Annotated in this window: 21 protein-coding genes and 4 pseudogenes; 1 reads left to right on the top strand and 24 read right to left on the bottom strand. The window is 61.9% G+C overall.

Annotation, left to right across the window (positions count from 1 at the left end; genetic code table 11):
* The 4 genes from OR16_RS03965 to stbB all read right to left on the bottom strand — a co-directional run bounded on the left by OR16_RS03965 (window position 1) and on the right by stbB (window position 1732).
* Window positions 1-189 (bottom strand): hypothetical protein, encoded by a 189-nt coding sequence (locus tag OR16_RS03965; RefSeq protein WP_006156674.1) that lies wholly within the window; start codon window positions 187-189, stop codon window positions 1-3.
* Window positions 179-511 (bottom strand): hypothetical protein, encoded by a 333-nt coding sequence (locus OR16_RS03960; RefSeq protein ID WP_006156673.1) that lies wholly within the window; start codon window positions 509-511, stop codon window positions 179-181. Before OR16_RS03960 ends, OR16_RS03965 begins: the two co-directional genes overlap by 11 nt.
* Window positions 512-572: 61 nt before the next feature.
* Window positions 573-923 (bottom strand): hypothetical protein, encoded by a 351-nt coding sequence (locus OR16_RS03955; protein WP_043418406.1) that lies wholly within the window; start codon window positions 921-923, stop codon window positions 573-575.
* 95 nt (window positions 924-1018) lie between these two features.
* Entirely contained in the window at window positions 1019-1732 is a 714-nt protein-coding gene (gene stbB / locus OR16_RS03950; protein ID WP_006156671.1) for a StbB family protein, read from the bottom strand.
* 29 nt (window positions 1733-1761) lie between these two features.
* On the opposite strand from stbB, the gene OR16_RS03945 reads away from it, so the two are divergent.
* On the top strand, window positions 1762-2163 hold the full coding sequence (locus OR16_RS03945) for a hypothetical protein (protein ID WP_006156670.1): 402 nt from the start codon (window positions 1762-1764) through the stop codon (window positions 2161-2163).
* Window positions 2164-2174: 11 nt separating this feature from the next.
* Here OR16_RS03945 and OR16_RS43400 read toward each other — a convergent pair whose 3' ends face one another.
* The 20 genes and pseudogenes from OR16_RS43400 to OR16_RS45285 all read right to left on the bottom strand — a co-directional run.
* A complete protein-coding gene (locus OR16_RS43400; protein ID WP_141639826.1) occupies window positions 2175-2399 on the bottom strand; it encodes a hypothetical protein in 225 nt (74 codons plus the stop codon).
* Between the two features lie 13 nt (window positions 2400-2412).
* Window positions 2413-2790 (bottom strand): annotated as a pseudogene (locus OR16_RS44805) (phospholipase D family protein); the annotation flags it as partial.
* A 138-nt stretch (window positions 2791-2928) separates the two neighbouring features.
* Complete coding sequence (locus OR16_RS03935) at window positions 2929-3501, bottom strand: hypothetical protein (RefSeq protein ID WP_006156668.1); 573 nt, start codon at window positions 3499-3501, stop codon at window positions 2929-2931.
* 31 nt (window positions 3502-3532) lie between these two features.
* The gene (locus tag OR16_RS03930; protein WP_006156667.1) at window positions 3533-4459 is read right to left on the bottom strand and encodes a lytic transglycosylase domain-containing protein; all 927 of its coding nucleotides are present in this window, start codon (window positions 4457-4459) and stop codon (window positions 3533-3535) included.
* Window positions 4456-4755 carry a hypothetical protein gene (locus OR16_RS03925; protein ID WP_006156666.1) on the bottom strand — a complete coding sequence of 100 codons (300 nt, stop codon included), beginning with the start codon at window positions 4753-4755 and terminating at the stop codon, window positions 4456-4458. The genes OR16_RS03930 and OR16_RS03925 overlap by 4 nt, the downstream gene beginning before the upstream one ends.
* Window positions 4752-5243, bottom strand: coding sequence for a hypothetical protein (locus tag OR16_RS39495; protein ID WP_006156665.1), 492 nt, complete (start codon window positions 5241-5243; stop codon window positions 4752-4754). Before OR16_RS39495 ends, OR16_RS03925 begins: the two co-directional genes overlap by 4 nt.
* Window positions 5236-6073, bottom strand: a pseudogene (locus OR16_RS44405) (ATPase, T2SS/T4P/T4SS family); the annotation flags it as partial. The gene OR16_RS39495 and the pseudogene OR16_RS44405, both read right to left, overlap by 8 nt.
* 54 nt (window positions 6074-6127) lie before the next feature.
* Window positions 6128-6853 (bottom strand): annotated as a pseudogene (locus OR16_RS45290) (TrbI/VirB10 family protein); the annotation flags it as partial.
* A gap of 427 nt (window positions 6854-7280) precedes the next feature.
* On the bottom strand, window positions 7281-8051 hold the full coding sequence (locus OR16_RS03905; protein WP_006156662.1) for a TrbG/VirB9 family P-type conjugative transfer protein: 771 nt from the start codon (window positions 8049-8051) through the stop codon (window positions 7281-7283).
* A gap of 19 nt (window positions 8052-8070) precedes the next feature.
* On the bottom strand, window positions 8071-8769 hold the full coding sequence (locus OR16_RS03900) for a type IV secretion system protein (protein ID WP_006156661.1): 699 nt from the start codon (window positions 8767-8769) through the stop codon (window positions 8071-8073).
* Window positions 8766-9632 (bottom strand): type IV secretion system protein, encoded by an 867-nt coding sequence (locus OR16_RS03895; protein ID WP_006156660.1) that lies wholly within the window; start codon window positions 9630-9632, stop codon window positions 8766-8768. Before OR16_RS03895 ends, OR16_RS03900 begins: the two co-directional genes overlap by 4 nt.
* Before the next feature lie 337 nt (window positions 9633-9969).
* Window positions 9970-10818, bottom strand: a complete 849-nt coding sequence (locus tag OR16_RS03890; RefSeq protein ID WP_006156659.1) for a VirB5 protein — start codon at window positions 10816-10818, stop codon at window positions 9970-9972.
* A complete protein-coding gene (locus OR16_RS03885; protein ID WP_006156658.1) occupies window positions 10815-13478 on the bottom strand; it encodes a type VI secretion protein in 2664 nt (887 codons plus the stop codon). Before OR16_RS03885 ends, OR16_RS03890 begins: the two co-directional genes overlap by 4 nt.
* On the bottom strand, window positions 13465-13764 hold the full coding sequence (locus OR16_RS03880; RefSeq protein ID WP_006156657.1) for a VirB3 family type IV secretion system protein: 300 nt from the start codon (window positions 13762-13764) through the stop codon (window positions 13465-13467). Before OR16_RS03880 ends, OR16_RS03885 begins: the two co-directional genes overlap by 14 nt.
* A complete protein-coding gene (locus OR16_RS03875; protein ID WP_006156656.1) occupies window positions 13761-14135 on the bottom strand; it encodes a TrbC/VirB2 family protein in 375 nt (124 codons plus the stop codon). The genes OR16_RS03880 and OR16_RS03875 overlap by 4 nt, the downstream gene beginning before the upstream one ends.
* Before the next feature lie 126 nt (window positions 14136-14261).
* Window positions 14262-14516 (bottom strand): hypothetical protein, encoded by a 255-nt coding sequence (locus OR16_RS03870; RefSeq protein ID WP_050982879.1) that lies wholly within the window; start codon window positions 14514-14516, stop codon window positions 14262-14264.
* The gene (locus OR16_RS39490) at window positions 14513-15481 is read right to left on the bottom strand and encodes an OmpA family protein (protein WP_237716928.1); all 969 of its coding nucleotides are present in this window, start codon (window positions 15479-15481) and stop codon (window positions 14513-14515) included. Before OR16_RS39490 ends, OR16_RS03870 begins: the two co-directional genes overlap by 4 nt.
* 123 nt (window positions 15482-15604) lie before the next feature.
* Window positions 15605-17581, bottom strand: a complete 1977-nt coding sequence (locus OR16_RS44400; RefSeq protein ID WP_081488661.1) for a YadA family autotransporter adhesin — start codon at window positions 17579-17581, stop codon at window positions 15605-15607.
* A 134-nt stretch (window positions 17582-17715) separates the two neighbouring features.
* On the bottom strand, window positions 17716-18159 hold the full coding sequence (mprA, locus tag OR16_RS48070; protein WP_423739631.1) for an MprA protease, GlyGly-CTERM protein-sorting domain-containing form: 444 nt from the start codon (window positions 18157-18159) through the stop codon (window positions 17716-17718).
* A 99-nt stretch (window positions 18160-18258) separates the two neighbouring features.
* Window positions 18259-19180 (bottom strand): annotated as a pseudogene (locus tag OR16_RS45285) (S8 family serine peptidase); the annotation flags it as partial.
* Window positions 19181-19182 lie beyond the last annotated feature (2 nt).

The raw sequence follows: 19182 nt of genomic DNA, 5'->3' as shown, positions 1-19182 counted from the left end.
TCAGGGCTTTCCTAGAAGGCTATCGCATCGCTGGTTCAGTAGCTCGGCCAGCAGGTGCGCATCGCGCGCGGCATCGACGCAATCGCGCTGCAGAGCTTTGATCAGGGCCTGCCGCAACCAATGGCTGGTCGTGGCAGATGTGAGCACGGCTTGAATTCGCCCGTCGATATTGAGCAACTCAGGCAGCATGTCGATGCTCCACGTCCGAAACGATTCGCCCGGCCGGGTCGTAAGTGACCTCCCGGTCGCCGGCGTTGCGAAGCGCATCGAGCGCCAGTTCTCGCAACATCGTGCGGGGCAATTTGATACCAAGCGTCGTCAGGCGCCTCACGTAATAGAGAAAATCGGTGTAACGCGATACCTTTGGATCCTCCCGATGGCAGTAGATTGGTCGTTCCACCTGGTCTGTGTAGCGGACCACCAGCGTGTGACATTGCAGGGGCCGGTCCCAGCCCATCAGGACCTGTGCCTGCCGGCCCCTGTAGGTCGTTGTATATAGATGCGTGCTCATGGTCTGCTCCTGCGTTCACAGAATGGGCGCACCGGTGGGAAGTCAAGCAGGGCACCTCGCTTCACCGGATCAGCAGGGCGGCAAGGAAGCCACCAATGGCGCCAGCAAGCAAGGAACTGCTGAACAGCAGTAACAAGGCCAGCGTCGCCTTACGTTCCAGGACCTGGTTGGCGGCCACTATCTGGGTAACGCCGCCATTGAGCTGGTTACCGATCTGCGCGGCCGCGTGCCGTCCCGCCTTCGTCAAGCGCTGCTCCTGCTCGCCGATCATGGTTTCGAGGTTCAGCCGCGCGGCAAGGTAGGCCTTGCCGGCTGCATCCCGTACGGCTTGCTCGATGTGCCCGGCGAGCTCCTTGTCGAGGGTTTCAATGCGTGCCACGAGCGCATCGGTATCGCGCAGCAGTTCGGCCATCAGCGCCTCGCGGGCCGTGGTGATGTTGGATCTGTCCATGGAGGATCGACTAATGGAATACGATGAGGAACGTTTGTCTTTTTCGTTGACGCGAACTAGCTGCTGAACAACCCGGCGTAGGCCGCATCCAGGTTGCGTTGAGCGGATTTGGCTAAGCGCTGGGCAGAAATCATGCTGACCGCATTCGCCTTCTCTTCGCCATCGGTCGCAGTGCGTAGCCGCGCACGGTAGTCCGTCTCGTCATTGGCTACGTCTGCCACCGTCTTCTTCAGCGCCCGTAGCCGATCGTAGATTTCGTTGTGGAAGATCACCGCGTCGCGATGGATCGTGAAGCGGCGACTTGCGTCATGGAAGGCAAAGAGCATGCTGAAAGCGCTGTCCAGCGCATGGCCCTCGTCGACCTCGACCTTGTTGAAGATCACTCGGATCTTCTGCGGCGGTACACCGAGGTTCGACAGCGTGAGGATCGTGTTCATGGTGTCGGCCTGCTGTTTCTTCTCAGCGACGACTGGCACGACGTAGTAGTCGAACTCCTCGTGCGAACCCTCGAACTGGCCCATCAACTTGATGAACTCCTCGACGTTCGAAGCACCGATGTCAACAATGGCCGAGTCCAGCAACATTAGCTCTTCCTGCAGGCTGCCAAACTCCTTTCCCTTCCATCGCTCCGTGTCGCCTCCTTCGTCGGACGCGCCCGAGTTGATCGTCTCAATGGCAAACTCGGGGGCCTGCATGCGCGGGGCAAGCAACTGGCGGGCGACTGTCGTTTTTCCGACGTTGCCGCTAAAATTGATGATCGCGATTTTCATGAGGTAATTCCATTTTGGAGAAACGGAGTATGAATAAGCCCGGCGGCGTGAGCTTTTGCATCTTTCATTGCCTGTTCAACCCAGACGGGAGCATCGTTCACCATGCACATTCCTTCGATGAAGAGCTCTATGCATTGATGCCCCATCTCTATGCGATCTGCGTGGCGGCGGGGGGTAAAGCATTGCCTCGGCGCCGGATCGTTGGGTGTTTTTTCATGAGAACAACCCACCATCACGAGGATGCCGCATTCAACGAGGCGATTGATGCCGTCTGCGAGATCGTTCCGCAGTTCACGGCTGTGAGCCGGAGCACGCGTAGCTACCTCCCGGCCAGATTGGGCATCAAGGGAAGCAAGCCGCCGAGTGAACTGCAAATGCTTGATGTCGCATTGACCCAGTACGTGAAATGGTCTGACGAGGGCTTTGCGTAGCAACCTGACTGTCATATGCCACCTTCGTCGGTAGCTGCTCGAATCTCATGCACGTGTTCAAGGACGAAAAGTGTCACGTGCAGCCGTTGCAGCCGTTTGCGTACTGCATCTGGGCTCATCATTCCCGAGCGCGTTATGCGTGCCGTGGTGTTGGCCCCAGATGCCGCTGACGCGGTTTCAAATTTCCGCTCAACATTCGTTTCGTAGTCGGATTGATCCGTGTTGTTGATCGCCATGGCTCCCCTCTAGTTAGTAGGTAGATTGATACGGTGTCCCACGGTCCCAGCGGTCCCGCCAGTGCGCCAGATATTTGCTGGCGAGTTCTGGGTGATTCCACAACGCCAGCACGTTTTCGCTATTGCGCTGTGCGGCCGCGTTGCTGTAGTTGAAACTGCCCGTCTCGACATGCTTGCCGTCGACCACGATGTATTTGTCGTGGTGAATCGAATACACCTGCACGGTGCGCGTCGGGATGCCCGCATTCACCAGCAAATTGAGTGCTTGCTGTGGCGCTTTGCTGCGGCTTTCCTTGAGGTTGTTCTTTTCGTCCACGATGACCGCCACGTCGACGCCGCGCCGCTTTGCTTTCAACAGCGCATGCACCACGGACGGCAAGGTGAAGGAATAGGGGCGCCGCGGCGTAGCGCTTGACGACTGACGGGTCCGTGAGCGCTAGCAGCACGCTGGATTGCGCGGGCGTAGCGGCCGTCAGCGCAAGGCTCAGGCCGAGCAGGGAAAGGATGTTTCGCACGATAGTCGTCTCCATTACTGGCGCACGCGCTGGAACCACTTGTTGTTGATGTAAACGTCAATGGCAGCCGGGCTCTGCGGCGGCTGCCATACCACCCGGTCGTACACCACCACGGTGCGGCTATCGTCGTAGGAGCCCTCCTGATAGCTGCCAAGCGCCTTTCCCACGCAAGGGCGGGGGCCGATCGCGTTGGCGTCTCCAAATTGCAGGGTGGCGGGTCGCGTGCCGGTGATGGCGAAGGCGCGCCCGTTGCTGTTGGCGGCCTGTAGCTGGCCTTGCACCACGACCGTGCCGGCGGTCAATGCGGCGGGCTGCAGCGGAGTCGGGCACGGGTCGTAAGGGTCATACACCCGACGGGCGTAACTCGTGCCGTCGTTGCCGTCGGCCTGGTCGCAGGTGGGGAACGCCCTGCCCTTTCTCAGATCGTGGTAGAGCTGGTTGATCGGCTCTGCGCATTCAGCGACACCCTTCGGGCCGCCGTTGGACACCGGGTTACTCAGGCAAAGCAACACCTTGCAGCCATAATCCGACGCATGCGCCGTGGTAGCTGCTCCCACCAGGAGCAGTGCTCCAAGAAATTTGTCCATGTTCTCTATCACTCCAAACTGTCTCGGTGACTCAGTTGAAGAACTGCACGAACGGCGTTGCCGGCGGCCCGCTGACGGTGCCGGACATCGGTGCTGGCAGCGCGGGCTGTGCCACCGCTGGCGCTGTCGCCGCACGAACAGCAGTGATGTCAGCGCCCGCCGCGGGTGTGGCTAGCTGCACCTTGATTGCGGCTGCCTGAGCGCCGGCGGTGTCAGCGGGTGCCAGCACGGCCACTTCCGCCGGCGCTGCGCTGGCAAAGATCACCCATTGCGCAGGTGCGGCCGGATTGGGCGATGCGGAGGATGTCGGTGTCGGCCGCTCGGCGCGAACTGGCTCGCTGCCCGTTGGGGGTTGAATGGCAGGGACAACGATAATTGGCCGCGCGACGCCGGCGGCGTTGGCCACCACCTTCTGGACGTAACTAGGCTCACCAGGCTTGTCCGGGCGGAAGCCTCGGGTGAAGTTGCCTGAGTAGTAGCAGCTGATCGCGGCGCGTAATGCCCGCTGCTCGCTAGGCATCTTGCGCTTCGCACGGTCATAGCAATCCTTGAGGATGGCGCCGCCGGCCTTCAGATTGCGACACGGTTCGAACACGGTCTCGTAGGTCTCACCGTACTTGGCCAGGTTGTACCGGTTCACCTGCCCCAGGCCCATGGAGAAGTTGTAGCCACGCCGATCCAGGTCCTTGGCGGCCGCCACCGCTTGCGCGTGAGTGCGCGGCTGTCGTTCCAGGCGGCCGCCGACGATACCGATGGCATAGGGGTTCCAGGATGACTCTGTGTAGATCAAGCCCTTGAGTGTCGTTGGGTGGATTTGCGGCGCGCAGTTGGCCGCCAACTGCTCGAATGGCAGCGACAGAATGGGGGGCTGCGCCCCCGCGGCGAACCGTGGCGTGACCGCTATCACGCCGGCCAGGATGGCAGGCGACAGCGTCTTCCGGTGGCGGCGCTCAATCATGGCTGGGCTCCCACCGGTGCTTGGTAATGGTCGTCGCCGTATACCCCGTAGGCGTAGGTCGCCGGCCACGCGCCGCGCTCGCCTTCAGCCGCCTCAACGTAGATGCAGTTGTACTCAGGAGCGCGCGAGGGAACCGCCCGCATCCACGTGTGGACCGGCGTCCTCAGCGGCCAGGTCCAGCCTTCCTCGCGGGCCTTGCGCATGAACTCGTGCGGATCGTGATGCCCCTTCGACATGAGGATGTAGGTGTCCTCGTCGACGCGTTTGATGTCGAGTGGGTAGTGCTTCGCGCTCACTTGCCTTCCCCTTTGACGATGGCGGCGCGGTCAAGGCGCTCGTCATGCGCGGGCGGCGGGCCCTCGGCATCGACTTGGCGGCCGCATTCTGCGAGCGCGGCGCGTGCCGCTGCGGTGGTATCGCGCTTGTCCTCGCTCGGTCGCGGGGCGGCGATGGTTTGCAACGCCTTCCGGAACTGCTCGACATACTGCTCGGGGCTGGCACCCCAGTAGAGCGGGGACTCATCGTTCCGCTCATCGTCGGGATAGGCGTCGTCAGGCTCGCCCGGAACCATGATGAATTCGCACTCAATGGCATGCAGGCATTCGGCATGCCGCCTAACGTTGTCAATGCACGCCAGCAAGACACTAAGCGTCCTGGCCGGCGCGCTAATGCCGAACGCGTCGTAGACTGCCTTCAGGTCTGCTTCAGCGCTCGCCCCCTGGCTGCCACCCAGATTGGTGACGGTGGCGGACTGGGCGCGGGAAAGTACCGTGTTTTCACGCATACTGAATCTCCGAAATGTAGCGGCCGTCGCGCTCGGTGTATTTCCACTGCACAACAACATCGATCCGCCGTTTGACGCGTTCAATGACCTGCTGACGTGTCATGGACGTATGACCGTCCATCAGCTCACCAAAGCGGTCGTACATCTCTGATGGTGAGTCAGTGTGAATCGTCGTCAGCGTTCCCTTGTGGCCCGTGTTGAGCATATTCAGAAACTCAACCGCTTCGGGGCCACGGATCTCACCCATGATTACCCGGTCGGGTGTGAGTCGCATGCATGACCGAAGGAGTGTGGTCGGCGTAACCGCTCCCTGTCCGCTTGCCTGATGACGGGCATAGGACAGTCGCACGCAGTTCCGTTGCGCCGGTTCGATCTCTCGTGAGTCCTCAATCGTGACGATGCGCTCGTGCGCCGGTATCTCTTGCACCAACGCGTTGAGGCAGGTTGTCTTGCCGCAATACGTGCCGGCAGAAATGGCGATGTTCTTGTGTGCAAGCACCGCGCCGCGCAAGAACTCAACCCATTGCCCCGACCGATACAGCGCCAGCAAGCGCGCGTCTTCCGACTCATTATTGGCGCCACTATTCACGAACCGAAACGCGCCCTGTTCGTCATACGCGGGCAATGTCATCTTGACCAACGACTGCTTGCGAATCGTCATCGCAATGGTTCCTTCCGGGACCACGGGCGGCAAGATCATCTCGGTCCGGTACGTCCCGCGCTCGAAGTCTGGAATGCCGTCCTCCAGATTCACCGGAATCTCCGCCGAAAAGGAGCGAAAACGACAGCCTTGGCACCACAATCTGCTCTGCGTAGTACGAGTCTTTTTTTACGTGACGAGATGCCTCGATCTCCGCCTGGTAGATCGGCGTGAAATCCAGGTCCCGGTTCACGTAGATACGGACGCGCGAGCCGGCCGGAACGGTGACGGTTGGTGGCATGTTGGCGTAAGGCTGCAGGATCTGCTGTGAGGTCTGCGCCGCCGCCTGCTGTACCGACTGACGGTAATAGGCCGCAGAGTTGTACTGGTCGCCGCCCCCCACGCCGACCGTGCTCGATCCGGCGCCGATGATGGACAGCAGCGCGGCCATGCCGAAGATTTGCGCAAAGTGCGTGTCCACGACACCGCCCATGCCCGCCGTGCCCAACTGATCGGCGCCGATGCTGTCCAGCGTCACCTGCACGCCATCCGGTCGCCGCACCGTGTTCCAGACGGCAAACAAGCGGTCCTGACCCTTGCGGAGCTCGGCACTGTAGACACCGCAGACACTGGATCCCCAGGGAATCAGCGCCTTGCGCCCCTGCGCCCCGTATACGTCACGCTGCACCGTGGCGCAGATCGTGCCGGGCAGATCGGAGATCGCGCGCGGTTCCAGCACGGCTTCGATCAGCTTGCCCTGCAGCACCTTGTAATCGAGGTCGGCGATCTGGCTTGCTTTGCTGACGGCCACGCCACCGCCCGATACCGCGCGTGCGAAGCGAGAATTGCTGTCCTGTGCGCCGCGTTCGCCGCCACCGCCAAGGCCGCTGGCATCGGGTTGGCCATCGCCGGACACCACAGCGGGCGTCGTGCCAAGCGCCGACGTCTGGCCCTGCCCGCTCTGCGCCATGATGGCGGACTTGAGCCGCGCGGCCAGGAGCTTGCGTTCCTGTTCCTGGCGCTGCCTTTGCGCCTCCTCGCGCTGCGCCATGAGCGGGTCATCGGCTTGTGCGGCCGATCCCGGCGCCGCATGCGGCTCGGACGCTGCTACGGCAGGCACAGCGGCGGTGGACACCTCCTTGAGCTTCGGCACCGGCTTGCGGTCCGCAATGCTCTGCTCGACGTCGGCCTTTGGCTGCGACGCTTCAGCGCTGGTGTGCTTCATGTACCAGATGACAGCCATGACCGCGGCCGCGATCACTGCAATGGCAATACCGCTTGCCCGCTTCTTGCTCGTGTCTGCCAGCAGTGGGCTGTTGATCTGGTGTTCCCATTCGCGCACGGCGGCGTCGCGATCCTCCGTGGAGGCACCCGGCGTCTTCATCGGATCGGACATATCAGCCCCCCACGCGCGCCGTAGCGCCATTGTTCTGCACGCACAGGTACGCGTTGCCATTGCGCAGTGTGAAGCGGCCAGCGGTGCGCTCCACTACCATGTAGGGACCCTCACGCCGCCTGTTCAAGACCGATTCGGTGCCATCTGCACCGACCGCATAGAAGGCCGGAATCTCGGCGTTGGGCTCAAACAGGAAGTACGTGAACTGGCCATCATCAAAGACACGGTTCAGTTGCACTGCGGCCTTGTCGCCGGCGCTGCTGTAGCTCAGGTTCAGCTTGGCCACATCGAAACCCTCGTTAAGCCGGGAGGGGACAGCCTCTGCGGCCGGCACGCCAATGGCTCCCTGCAGGATGGGGTTAGCCGACGGATAGAGAAACCGCACCACAAAGGTCATCGGCGCGCGGGCGTCGGCGCTGTTGAGGCGGAAGAAGTAAGTGTGTTTGTCCGTGATGACCGTCAGGTTCGTCGCCGCGTTCGGCTCTACCGGTTTGAGAAACAGCCGGTTCAGATACGGCACGGTCTGCCAGGCAATGGTGTCGCCCAGCGTCACCACCTTGACCGTCTCGTCGCGGCCAAACTCGATCGCGGTCTGGTAGCCATAAGTGCCCGTGATTTCATATACCTGGTTCGCGTCGTAGGCCACCTGCTTGACGCGAGCATCGGTGATGAGCGCGTTGGGCGCCTTGGCCGCCTGCGCCGGCATCGCGGCCAGCTGCAGGGCCGCCGCAGCGGCCAGGAACACGGCGCGGGAAATGGTGCGGGATTTCACGTTGGATTCTCCTGGATAGTCATTGGCTTGCGGGCAGCGCGCCCTGCTGGCGGCTGAGTTCCTGGTCCTTGCGATAGGCAGTCGCCGCAAAGCCCAGCGGGTTCTCCCAGCGATCACCGAGAGCAAGCGGCTTGTAGGTGAAGGTGTAGTGAACGAGCGCCGTGAAGTATTCAACCCTCGGTTCGGAACCAGGCCGGTCGGTGATCGACTGGAACGACACCTGGTACGCTTCCTTGGCGAGCGACGTCACCGCGGTGATGCGCGGGTAGCGTCGCTCGCCCTTGGCGAGCTGGTAGTACGGGTTGTCCGGGTTCTCCGGCCCTGTTTCGGTGTCGTACTGGCGCGCGACCGCCAGCGTGGCGTGCAGCCGGCATAGGTCCGCGTAATGCTGGCGCCATGCCGGGTCGAATGTGTTGCACGCCGTCACGAAGGCGTGCACTTCGCTTTGCACGAAGGCGTCCTGCGCGGTGATCGTGTCCTTGTTGACCACGGTCTGCTTGGTCACATGTCCATTGGCATCGACAACGGACACCACGGGTATCACCGTGTGGATCTCCGCCAGGCGCCAGACTGCTGCCGATAGCCCGATCATGCACAGCGCCTGCAGCGCGTTGAAGAGGTAGGAGCGATTGCGCTCCAGCTTGAGCTTGTTCACCCCGCCCAGCTGCAGGGCCTGCGTCGCGGGATCGCCCTTGAAGGTGCCACGGCGGAGCTTCATTTTCTGCCCCCCGGGGTTTTCAAGCTGCGTGCAATCAGGAGCAATGCGCCTGATGACGCCGATGCGCCGCTGGCCAGCTGCGCTGCCCAGCCGCGCGCGCAAAAAATGAACACGATCAGGATGCCTTCCACGATGAGCAGATAGGCCACCTGCTCGAAGCTGATTTTTACTGCCTCAAGCGGCCCGGACGCCGTACCAGCGGTATCCAGGGCATCGCCGAACGCCACGAAGCCCAACCGCACAATGGCCACGACCAAGATGTACAGGAACGCGTGCGTCAGCATCTTGCTCACCCAGTTCATGAACCATTGCCGCGTCTGCGCGAACAACAAGAAGCCAACGAACAGCGGCAGCAATACCATCGTGATCGCCAGGCCGAACTTGGCGATGATGGTGTAGGCCACGGCCACCACGAACAACGCGCAAGTCACTAGCCACAAGATCCCTCCAACAATGAGGACTCCCGTCTGGTAGAGGCTAACGTTCAGCGCCTTCGCCGCGACGTCCATGGCGTTGGAGAACAGGGCGTCCAGCATCTGGTCCGTTGGCTTGCCGGCCATGATGGTGGACGCCGCGCCGTTCATGAATGACGAAAAAGCTTGGTACACCATCTGTCCCATCCCGGCCCAGTTCAACGTCGCAAAGACAGCGGAGGTCATGATGGCCTTCGCCAGCAGTTCGTCCAATGCCAGGGGCGCGTGGCCCGCGTAGATCTTGTAGCCATACACGACCCAATACAACACCGCCACAAGGTACACAGGCGTGGAGACCGCGTTGGCCAGCGCCGGATACGTTTGCGATAGGAATGAATCGGTTACCCCATCAGAGGCATTGAGCAGTCCGGCGATCGTCAGGGCTGACATGGCTATTTCATCCCCATGAGTTCACGAAAATGAGTCCGCACGGCTGGCTCCAGCACCTGCGCCGGCGTCAACTGCACTGCAGTTTCGTCTTGCACTCGCCCGATGATGGCGCGGACACAGTCGTCGGCCCGGCGTGGGTCTGGCGTTGCGGCACCGAACAGGTCGGTGCCGCAGAACGACGGGATCCACCGCTCGAACTGGGCGTAGTTCGCCGTCAGCAGCGGATTGCCGCTCGCAGCGCTCGGGTGCCCCTGCGCGCCCGCGGTCCATTTTCAGGAGGATAAGGAGAGCGTTCTTCATGATCGATTCAAGGGAAAGGAGGTGTGAGACAGGACGTTCAGCGACCTTGACGCCGGAAGAACTGCTCGTTGGCGGAGGTGGCCTGATTCATCTGATTGACCATGTTGGCCTGCAGATTCATGTTCATGACATTGAGCTTGGCTATCGCGCTCTGCATCAAGCCATTCTCGGTCGCAATCCGGTTCTGCAAATCCTGCGCATCCTTGATGTTTGCCGTCGTATCGACTTGTTGAGCCAGCGTGGAGAGGTTCTTGAGGTGTGTCTGCACCTCGGCATAGAGCGTGTCGCCGCCAGCCATGGCGGCCCGCACGGCATCCGAACTCATCTTGTACGTCGTGGCCGACTGTGACTTTGGATCCTGAAACAGCTCTTGCGGCATCGTCTTGATGAGCTTCTCGTAAGCGCCCTGCTTGGTGCCATACGCGCCACTGGCCTGCTTGGCCACCACGTCCTGCCAAGACCCCGGAACAACCGACGCCGCTGCCACGGACTCCGCCATGCCACTTGCTCCACGTCCATAGCTGCCAGTGACCGCCGCGTACTGGTTCTTGAGGGTTTCGTATTGCTGCTGCAGCTGCTGAAACTGCGCCGCCAGGGCGGCGACAGTTGCCCCATCGAAAGTCGGAATGCCGGAAGCAGATGCCGGTACGGCAGCGCTGAGCGAGGCGAAGACGACCAGTGCTACGATAGCTTTCTTCAAGACCTGACTCCTTTCTGCAATCTGCACGGCCAGCACCGTTGGTCCGTCCCCGGCGCTACTGGCGAGGATCGTCGTATGCTGCGCGAGCCCCTTCTCGCCTTCGGAATGAAGAGGTTGCGCGTGGACGGCGAACGTGGCGCTGAGGGCGTCGATGGCGTGCTCGGCAATGTTCTTCTTCATGGTCATGCTCCCTTCTGCTTGAGGTTGTGGGTGTTTTGTTCCATGGCACGCGCCATGAACACCGGCACCCAATGCTGCGGGTCTTGCGTGCCCAACTCGTCCATCACGGCGTGCATAAGGGCCACGCCCTTGTCATTTGACGACAGGACCGGGATGAACTCGGGAAGGTCGGACAAATCGAAGATCGCCCGAATGGATTCGTTGCCGCGCCGGATCAGGAACTTGCGTGCCTGGGGCGGTGTGTCACGGATGAACTCGAACTCCGACTTCGTGTATCCGAGCCTGTCCACGAAGTCCTCGCTGCGCGCCTTGTCATTGGGCAGAACAATGGAGGTGACGGCTTGCTTCGCGATCGAGTCGGTTTCGCAGTACAGGTACTTAGCGTCGGGGGTCACGAACACCAGCAGTCCGTTCTTTCGACGGATCTGCATGATGTAGCTGTCGATCTTTTCCCGCCAGTAGACATGCCTGACCAGGTTCTGCCCCTCTTCCAGCACGATGATAAACGGCTCACCATCCATTGACTGCTCGATGCGATGGAACGGATAGCTCAGGACGACAGGCAGCTCCGGGCGAGCCGTGCCGTCCTTGATCAGCTGGCGCATCTCGAAGCAGTAGTGCCGGCAATCGGTCAAGTCGATGCCGTCGTGCTCGTTGTCGAACACGCCCCAATTCGCGCCTTCGCCGTTGGCGCCGTGCCAGATGCCCATATCCTTGGCGAGCTCGCCTTGGCCATAGCACCATGCGACGTTGCGCAACCGCCGGTCCTTCCGGGGCAATTCGTAGTTCTCGTGCACCGCCTTCTTGAACCGCTCGATGTCGTCCGGCGTAGTTTTCCCGCCGTAGCAAGTGCGCATGAGCATTTGCAGCTCAACCAGGTAGGTGCGGTTCTCCGGCGTATCCGGCAGCTTGAAGGGGTTCCAGCCGGTGCTGCCCTGCACCGTTAGTGTCGTATGCTGTCCGCCCATGGCGCACATGAACACCTTGGCGCCCTCCCGGTTGTCGAACCAGAAAACGCGCGGCCGGGCCTTGTCTGCCATGGCGATTAGCGCAGATAGGAGCGTCGTCTTGCCGGCACCCGTGTCTGCCGTGACCGCCGTGTGGCCAGCGACCATGCCCTCCATTTCGCGATGGAAGTTGAAGTTGTATGCGGTGCCGCTCTCCGTCTCGAATGGCATGATGGCGGGCCCCCAAAGATTGCCCTCAGCCTTGCCCTGCGCAACGTTGTGCAGCGACGCAAATCCCGCGAAGTTGGATGACTTGATCTTGCCGCGTCGGCCCATGAAATGCTGGGCCTGCCCGGGCAACTGCGCCCAGAAGAACGTTTCCACGGCGAACCACTCACGAACCGGCTTGACGTTCAGGTTAATGAAGGCCTTGTTGAGCAGCCCTACCGCGGCGTCCAGATCCGCCACCGTTTGCTGGCGTGCCGTCAGCGGATCGGCATCGGTAGCGGCCGGCACGTGGACGAGCATCGTGAGATGGTGCAGACCATTGACCGCTCGGCCACGTGTCAGGTCCTGCAGGCCCTTGGTGATCTCGTCCGTATCCTCTTCTGCAACACCATCACGGTCATTGACAGAGATACGCCTGCGCTCCTGCCGCATGTCTTGCTCGGCACTGATGCGATCGGTGAAGAAGAAGGACTGAGTGATGATGAACTCGACGGGCTGTTGCAGGAATCCGTTCAACATGCGCGAGGGTGTGCGGGCCGGCCATTCGGCCATGCTGAGCATCGCGCCGGCCCGCCTGCCATTGAGGTTCTGTACGGCCATCATGTTGCTGACCATGCGGAAGTCCAGCCAGGACGCTGCCAGCGTCCGGTCCAGCGGCAGCTCCGTAACTGGCACCCTCGCCTCTTCGAGATTCACCAGGTAGTGGAGAAAGCCGCCGATCTCAGTGAAGTCCTCCCCCAGGAAGTCCAGCACATCGACGCTCGAGTAGTCTTCGCTGTGGCCGTACTGCTGCAGGAAGTCTTCCCATCCCAGCCTGAAGCGGCGAACGTCGCTTTGGGCTCGTACCTTGTCCACGCGCTCGCAGTCCAACTCCGGCCTGCGCTGCACACGCAGCTTGCGCGGACCATATTCCGACAGGGATTGCAGCACCAGACTTGCCGCCTCCTGCAGGTCTCGTGCTTGTTCCGCGAACGATTCGGTTTGCTCCTGATTGAGCTTCACGCCGGACATGCCGGCAAACAGCTTGTCGAGGACGCCCGGCGTCCCCTGACGAAAGCGGTTGCGCACAATCGAGATGTAGATATCGTTCGCATAGTACGAGCGGCGGTCGGAGCGGGCACGCCAGGCAGCATTGAAATGGCGCGAGAACCAGGTACCGCCATCGCCCGCTGGATAGGAGTTGACTTTACGGCGGACCAGGTGAACGTAGACGCCACGGTTGCTGTTCGCGATCGAGCGAAGCACCGTGTTGCGCCGACGCTCGAAGATGCGGATCTGCGCCGCACTCAAGGAATCGAAGTAAAGACCGTCGACCTTGACAACCTGCACCAGGCCGTCATCCTTGGTAATGACCGTCTCATCGTCATAGTGGACGGTATAGGGAATCATGTCGCTGAGCGCCATCTCCATGGCATCGGCCGCATTCCCCTGCGGCACCGGCACAGACAGCGACATATCGAACTTGCGTTTGAGGAGTTCAGCGAGGCGCATAGCGGCGGCACCCCCACAGGTGTTTGTTCGGGCAGCGGCTCAGGCGCGTGGCCGAAACAAAGATTTCGAACAGGTACACGTCCTTCAGGCAGACCAGGTAGCTCACCAGCAGAAATGCAGGCACCAACACCACGGTCAGGACGGATCGACTAATCATCATGATCAGCCCGGGGATGAACAGGCTCAGCACAATGCTCGTCAGCGTGAACCCACCCAACATTGCCGGGCGGGTCATCGCTGCGACGAGCGGCTCCCCATCTTCCAGGAACGGCTCGTCGTGGCTCATACGACCCCCGATGCGCCGCTTCTGAACTGGCTGACGATGTTGGGGGCGAAGAACACCAGGAACAGACCGAAGCCCCACTTGCCGAGGTCCAACAGGCTTATGTGGCCCGTCCACCAGCGGTAGCCCTGGATGACCAATGCTGCGATCGCGATGTAGTAGCCCCATTCAAAGATGAGCAGGTTGATGATCTGCTTGAGAAACTGGGTGACACCAGCGCCCAGACCGCCCGCAGCTTGCGCATGAGCGAACTCGGGCAGCAGCAAAAAGGCGATCACCACGCCCTGGCCCATGTAGTTCAGTACCGTATCGATACGATCGCCATTGCGGGTGGCGACCTTTCGCGCATCCGAGCTAAGTTGATTCGATTCCATTTTGTTTCCTCTGTAGAAAAATGAGATGACCACCACTGGCTTTCGTGCCCTGCGAATCCGCGGAAGCGGAACTATCGGAAACGGCTGCTGGCGGCTAGTTGCTCTGCCGTACCGCAACGGATAGCGTCAAGCGCGTGGTGGACACGAAGATCTCGACCCCATGGTGTCTGCAAGGCGATCAACCGCAATGAAGCGGATAAACCCTTTGCACGGCTCGTCGCGAACGGGTTGATCGAAGAACACGCGTGATGCCAGTGAATCCCCCGAATGAAAGGCATCAGGATGCTCCGCCCGGATCTTGTGGATGGCCTCTTGCACCACGTCGTGGGACAACTGCGATGCCGTGATGAGGACCTGACGCTCGTCGGCAGTGAGTTTCATGGCTCCCCCCTTGCGTTGGCATGCTCAAAGGCGACCGCCTTACCCATGACCGAAAGCGTGACGCGCCGATTCGGCTGCAGGCAGGCAATGGTCTTGGCGTTCTGCGGACCGGCACACTGCACGATCGGTTCGGCCGCGCCGGCACCGGTCGCCGTGATCGGCACCTTGATGCCCTGCCCTACCAGGTACTGCTGCACCGCATCGGCACGCCGTTGCGACAGCGACCGGTTGTAGTCGACGGAGCCGAATCGGTCGGTGTAGCCCGTCACCGTCACCGCGGTGGCGATCGTCAGCTGACGCAGATCGCTGGCGAACTGCGCCAGGCTCTCCATCCCCTTGGGCTTGAGCACTGCACGATCAAAATCGAACAGCGCATCGGCATTCAAGGTCTTCTCGATCAGCTTCGGAGCCGGCTTCTCGACCACCGGCGGCGCCGGCGGCGAGCAAGCGGCCAGATCGGATTTGGCCTTCGCGACAAGTGCAAGGGCGTGGTCGATCTCGGGGCGGCCGTGATTCCAGCGCGCGCCCTGCGTCTCTTCCATGTTCTCCATCACGCTCTCGTACGCTACGTCCAGGCATGCCGATACAGGCGTCTGGCAGCGTTTGGCGTCGTAGGCCGCGAGCGTCTTCTCGATGGCGCGGATATCCGCCAGCCACTGAGGGCGTCCATGGCGCGAGTCATTGGACGGATAGATCTTTGTGCTGAAAATGCGCGCATTCGGCGCACTCTTCTCTCCGCGCTCCAGGGCGCCAATGATCTGGTCGGCATTGAAGAGGGCTTTCTGCGGCGTATCGTTCGTGTGGATCAGGCTCTGGGAGCGCTCTGCGTGATAGAGATCGATCCAGCACTGCGCGCGTGCGCGGATCGGCGTCGTTGGCGCCCCCAGCTTGTCCAGACGGAGCTGGAGCGCTGCCGCGTCGCGTTTCACTGAATAGTCGACCTGGGCGGCCCAGGCAGGCGTCATGAGTGCCACGAGCACCGCCGTGGCCACAAGTTTGAGAGTCATGGTGTTCCTCGAATCAGGAGGAGCTCCGTGCGGAGCCATGGGAGGAGGACATAGCCCTCCCCGCTTACCGGCGCTAGCTGATCAGAAGCCGAACGTAGCGCCCACGCCAACCGAGACGGTCTGGCTGGCCGACAAGCCAGCGCCGATCGCGGTGGAGGCTTTCAGGTTCAGCAGCACACGGTTCGACGCGTAGTAGTTGATGCCGGCCGCGAGCGCTGCAATACCGCCGTTGGTGCCGGCGCCCACCGAGATCGACAACGGACCTTCTGCCCGTGCGTTGGGCTGCATTGCCGCCATGGCTGCCCCCATCGCGCCCACGGCACCCACCATGCGCTGCGTGCGATCCGACAACGCATTGAGCTGGCCCACGTTCGCCGCATCCGTCGGCGCCGTACCGGCTGCCACATTGGTGATCTGCCGCGCGTTGCCCGCTGAGCCTACCGACACCGAGTTCGGGCGGTCTGCCACTGACCCCGGACCCAACGCGACCGAGTTCGAGCCGGGCGCAACCGGCGCCGGCAAGTTGCCGGTGTTGTTGACTGCTACGCGGTTGTCCACGTAGGTCTGCGCGTTGGCGCCCATGGCCTGCAGCTGGCGCAGATTCACCGCGTCAGTGGCCTTGTGGCCATCCGCAACACTGGTGATCTGGCGTTCCGCGCCTGCCGCGCCGATGGAGACCTCGCCCGCGGACGTACGCGCCAGGCCGGTGACAGGATCAAAATATTTCGCGGCACCGCGCGAGGCAACCGCGTTGGCCCCGAGTGCCACCGAATCGTTGACCGTGACCGAGGCGTTGTTACCCAAGGCGACGCCCCGCGCGACGTTGGCCGTGGCACCTGTGCCGGCAGCGAGCGTGTTTTCGCCGACGGCGCTGGTGTTGTCACCCACGGCGGTGCCGCCCTGGCCTGCTGACGCCAACGTGCCAACTGCCACGCTGCCAGTTGCCTGTGCGCCATAGCCGATCGCAATCGCGTTGTCGCCCGTGGCCGCGCTGTTGGAGCCGATGGCCACGGTCTGCGGCGCGGACGCGACAGCGTTGCCGCCGATCGCCACGGATTCGGCGCCCGACGCCTGCGCGTTGGCCAGCGTCGAGTTCGCCTTGAAGTACTTGGTCTTGCTATCGGTGTAGCTGTTGGCCTCGTTCAAGGTGTTGGCGGTGGCCGTATTCAGCTGCGCCACGTTCACCGCGTCGGTATCGGCGATGCCAGTGGCCACGTTGTGGATAGTGACCGGGCCGGAGCTGCCGCCCGCGAGCGTGACCGAATTGGTCCGATTTCCGCTTGCATCCACGTCGTATTGCACGACATTGGCGGTCTTGGCGTCGGTGTAGTTGTTGGCTTGGTTCAGCGTGTTGGCGTTGGCGCTATTCAGCTGTGCGACGTTTACCGCGTCGGTGCCAGCGGCGCCGGCCGCCAAGTTGGTGACCTGGCGCTCGCCGCCGACGACACCCATGGACACGGAATTGTCGCGATCGGCGACCGACCCTTGGCCCACGGCGGTGGCGTTGTTGCCGGTGGCAATGGCATCGCCCGGCGAGCGCGGATTGTTGGTAATAACCTCCTTCGGCCCTCCAACAATACCCCCACCACCACCTGAAAGGTCGGCGACGGTAGCGACCGTATTTTCCGCATTCGCGCCGCCGTTGGCGCAGGGGTTCCCCGAACCGTTGCCGAAGTTGGATTGAATAAGGGTCGTGTCCACCCCACGCAGAGCCCATGGGGAGCCGAGGGCTATTTCGCCGAGGGTCGCTGCCCCGCTGCTTTGAGCAAAGCCTACGATAGACGCAGCAGGACTGACCCCCGCCTCCCCCCCTTGATGCGACGTATCGACGAATGCCCCGCCGAGGATCGATTGGTGACCACCTGAGCCGTAAAGCGTATCGAGGCCGGTACGCAGGGTGTCGTAACCGCCGTCGGCGTTCTTGAGACAGAGCGTCGAGGCCTGGGCGCCGCCGGCAAGTAGAAACGCAGCTGTGGCTAGAATGAGTGGGCGCAGGGATTTGCGCCGATTTGTGCGCGCGCGTACACACCGCGACTCCGTTACAATACGGGCAGCCATATTTAATGGTCCTTTAAGCTGGATTGGATATGGTTAGCTCGGGCCTGGTGCGTCAACACCGGGTCCGGGCGTCTTCGATTTCTTAGTGGGTCTCTATTCGTCCTCCGTCGGTCTGGTTCTATTCACTGTATGGATCAAGCTGAATCTGCGGGGATACGGCGGCGACCTACGAAGGCTAGCAAGCCGCCAGCGAGGAGTAGCAATGCCTCGACTAAGCTAAATGCCCCGCCGCCGCCGCCACTGGAATTGCTGCCGCTACTCGTGCCGGCAGGTGCCGTTGCCGACAGAAGCACACTGGTGCCGGCCGAAAGTCCTGAGGCGTTGTCAGTCACGGTCAGACCGAATTGGTAGTCGCCAGCCACCGTGGGGGTGAAGGAGGCAACCGCCGCATTGGCATTCAGCAACGTAACCGTCGGGCCGCTAAGCTGGGTCCAGGCATATGAAACGTTGGTGCTGCTTGACTGGCTGCCATCAAGTGCCACCGTCGTGCCAGTGGTCGCAGACTTTGGAGCGGTTGCCGCCGCCGTAGGGATGATCGCCTGGGCGGCCAGCGTGACCGCCCCGAGAGCATCCAACATGCCGGCGCCGCAGATGGACGTGTTGCAGCTCGCGTCCACGAACGGGCGAGCACTCTTCTGCAGCAGTTGGCCCACCGCTGCCGGCGTGAGAGTTGGGCGCACCGCAAGCATGAGTGCCACAACGCCGGCTACCTGAGGCGTGGAATTGCTTGTTCCTGGGCCTAAAGTTGGAATAGCTTGCACGCAATCCGGTATGGTCAATCGCACCGACGGCTATCACGCCCTTACAACTGCCGGTATTCCCAACAGCGCCACCGTCATTTCCAGCGCCGGCGACGACTACGCTTCCAACTACCACGGCGTCCTGAATCGCAGACTGAATAGTCTGCCCACATGCCCCCGAACTGCTGATACTGACGCTAATGACCCGTGCCGGGTGCGGGTTCCCCGGCGCTCCTGAGACGCCCAGGCCCGCGGCCCACCTAATTCCGTCTGCCATATCGAAATTGCTCGACATGCACTCGTCGAGCACTTTGACTGGCAGGACCATCGAGTTGGGTGCCACGCCAGCAATACCTTGGCCGTTATTGGTTGCCGCTGCGGCGATACCAGCCATGCTCGTTCCGTGATAGGCCATAGTAGCGGTCGCGCCATTCTGCAAGGCGGGATTGACACATTGCGCACCAAAGGCCGGTGGTTGGGTGTTCGTTCCCCGCCCGGCACGCGTGACGAAGCTGTACCCCGGCAGCAACTTGCCCTGCAAGTCGGGATGGGTTGCGTTCACGCCGTTGTCGAGGATCGCGATCACGATGCCATCTCCCTTGCTACTCGACCAGGCGTTCACGGCATTGATCGCGCCCTTCGCGTTGCCAGGGATGGCAGGGTCGTGCAGGTTCCATTGTTTCGGGGCGAAGTTGGGATCGTTCGGAATCCAGCCGCCGTTCAACGTGTTCGTGCGATGGTAGGTTTCCGCTTCGACCCAATCCACGCCGCGGATCGCCCGCAGAGCATCCAGGATGCGGGCGCGCTCCTGGGCACCGATGTTGTCCGGCAGCGAAATCACCCAAGCGTTGCCGGACATCG

The organism is Cupriavidus basilensis OR16 (assembly GCF_000243095.1).
Lineage (GTDB): Bacteria > Pseudomonadota > Gammaproteobacteria > Burkholderiales > Burkholderiaceae > Cupriavidus > Cupriavidus basilensis_D.
This window is presented reverse-complemented; position numbering and strand designations above follow the sequence as displayed.

Bases quoted from the DNA above. Each gene is read 5' to 3' on its own strand.
- OR16_RS03965 (WP_006156674.1), bottom strand. From the start codon at position 189: ATGCTGCCTGAGTTGCTCAATATCGACGGGCGAATTCAAGCCGTGCTC.
- OR16_RS03960 (WP_006156673.1), bottom strand. From the start codon at position 511: ATGAGCACGCATCTATATACAACGACCTACAGGGGCCGGCAGGCACAG.
- OR16_RS03955 (WP_043418406.1), bottom strand. From the start codon at position 923: ATGGCCGAACTGCTGCGCGATACCGATGCGCTCGTGGCACGCATTGAA.
- stbB (WP_006156671.1), bottom strand. From the start codon at position 1,732: ATGAAAATCGCGATCATCAATTTTAGCGGCAACGTCGGAAAAACGACA.
- OR16_RS03945 (WP_006156670.1), top strand. From the start codon at position 1,762: ATGAATAAGCCCGGCGGCGTGAGCTTTTGCATCTTTCATTGCCTGTTC.
- OR16_RS43400 (WP_141639826.1), bottom strand. From the start codon at position 2,399: ATGGCGATCAACAACACGGATCAATCCGACTACGAAACGAATGTTGAG.
- OR16_RS03935 (WP_006156668.1), bottom strand. From the start codon at position 3,501: ATGGACAAATTTCTTGGAGCACTGCTCCTGGTGGGAGCAGCTACCACG.
- OR16_RS03930 (WP_006156667.1), bottom strand. From the start codon at position 4,459: ATGATTGAGCGCCGCCACCGGAAGACGCTGTCGCCTGCCATCCTGGCC.
- OR16_RS39495 (WP_006156665.1), bottom strand. From the start codon at position 5,243: ATGCGTGAAAACACGGTACTTTCCCGCGCCCAGTCCGCCACCGTCACC.
- OR16_RS03900 (WP_006156661.1), bottom strand. From the start codon at position 8,769: ATGAAGCTCCGCCGTGGCACCTTCAAGGGCGATCCCGCGACGCAGGCC.
- OR16_RS03895 (WP_006156660.1), bottom strand. From the start codon at position 9,632: ATGTCAGCCCTGACGATCGCCGGACTGCTCAATGCCTCTGATGGGGTA.
- OR16_RS03890 (WP_006156659.1), bottom strand. From the start codon at position 10,818: ATGACCATGAAGAAGAACATTGCCGAGCACGCCATCGACGCCCTCAGC.
- OR16_RS03885 (WP_006156658.1), bottom strand. From the start codon at position 13,478: ATGCGCCTCGCTGAACTCCTCAAACGCAAGTTCGATATGTCGCTGTCT.
- OR16_RS03880 (WP_006156657.1), bottom strand. From the start codon at position 13,764: ATGAGCCACGACGAGCCGTTCCTGGAAGATGGGGAGCCGCTCGTCGCA.
- OR16_RS03875 (WP_006156656.1), bottom strand. From the start codon at position 14,135: ATGGAATCGAATCAACTTAGCTCGGATGCGCGAAAGGTCGCCACCCGC.
- OR16_RS03870 (WP_050982879.1), bottom strand. From the start codon at position 14,516: ATGAAACTCACTGCCGACGAGCGTCAGGTCCTCATCACGGCATCGCAG.
- OR16_RS39490 (WP_237716928.1), bottom strand. From the start codon at position 15,481: ATGACGCCTGCCTGGGCCGCCCAGGTCGACTATTCAGTGAAACGCGAC.
- OR16_RS44400 (WP_081488661.1), bottom strand. From the start codon at position 17,581: ATGGCTGCCCGTATTGTAACGGAGTCGCGGTGTGTACGCGCGCGCACA.
- mprA (WP_423739631.1), bottom strand. From the start codon at position 18,159: ATGTTGGATGCTCTCGGGGCGGTCACGCTGGCCGCCCAGGCGATCATC.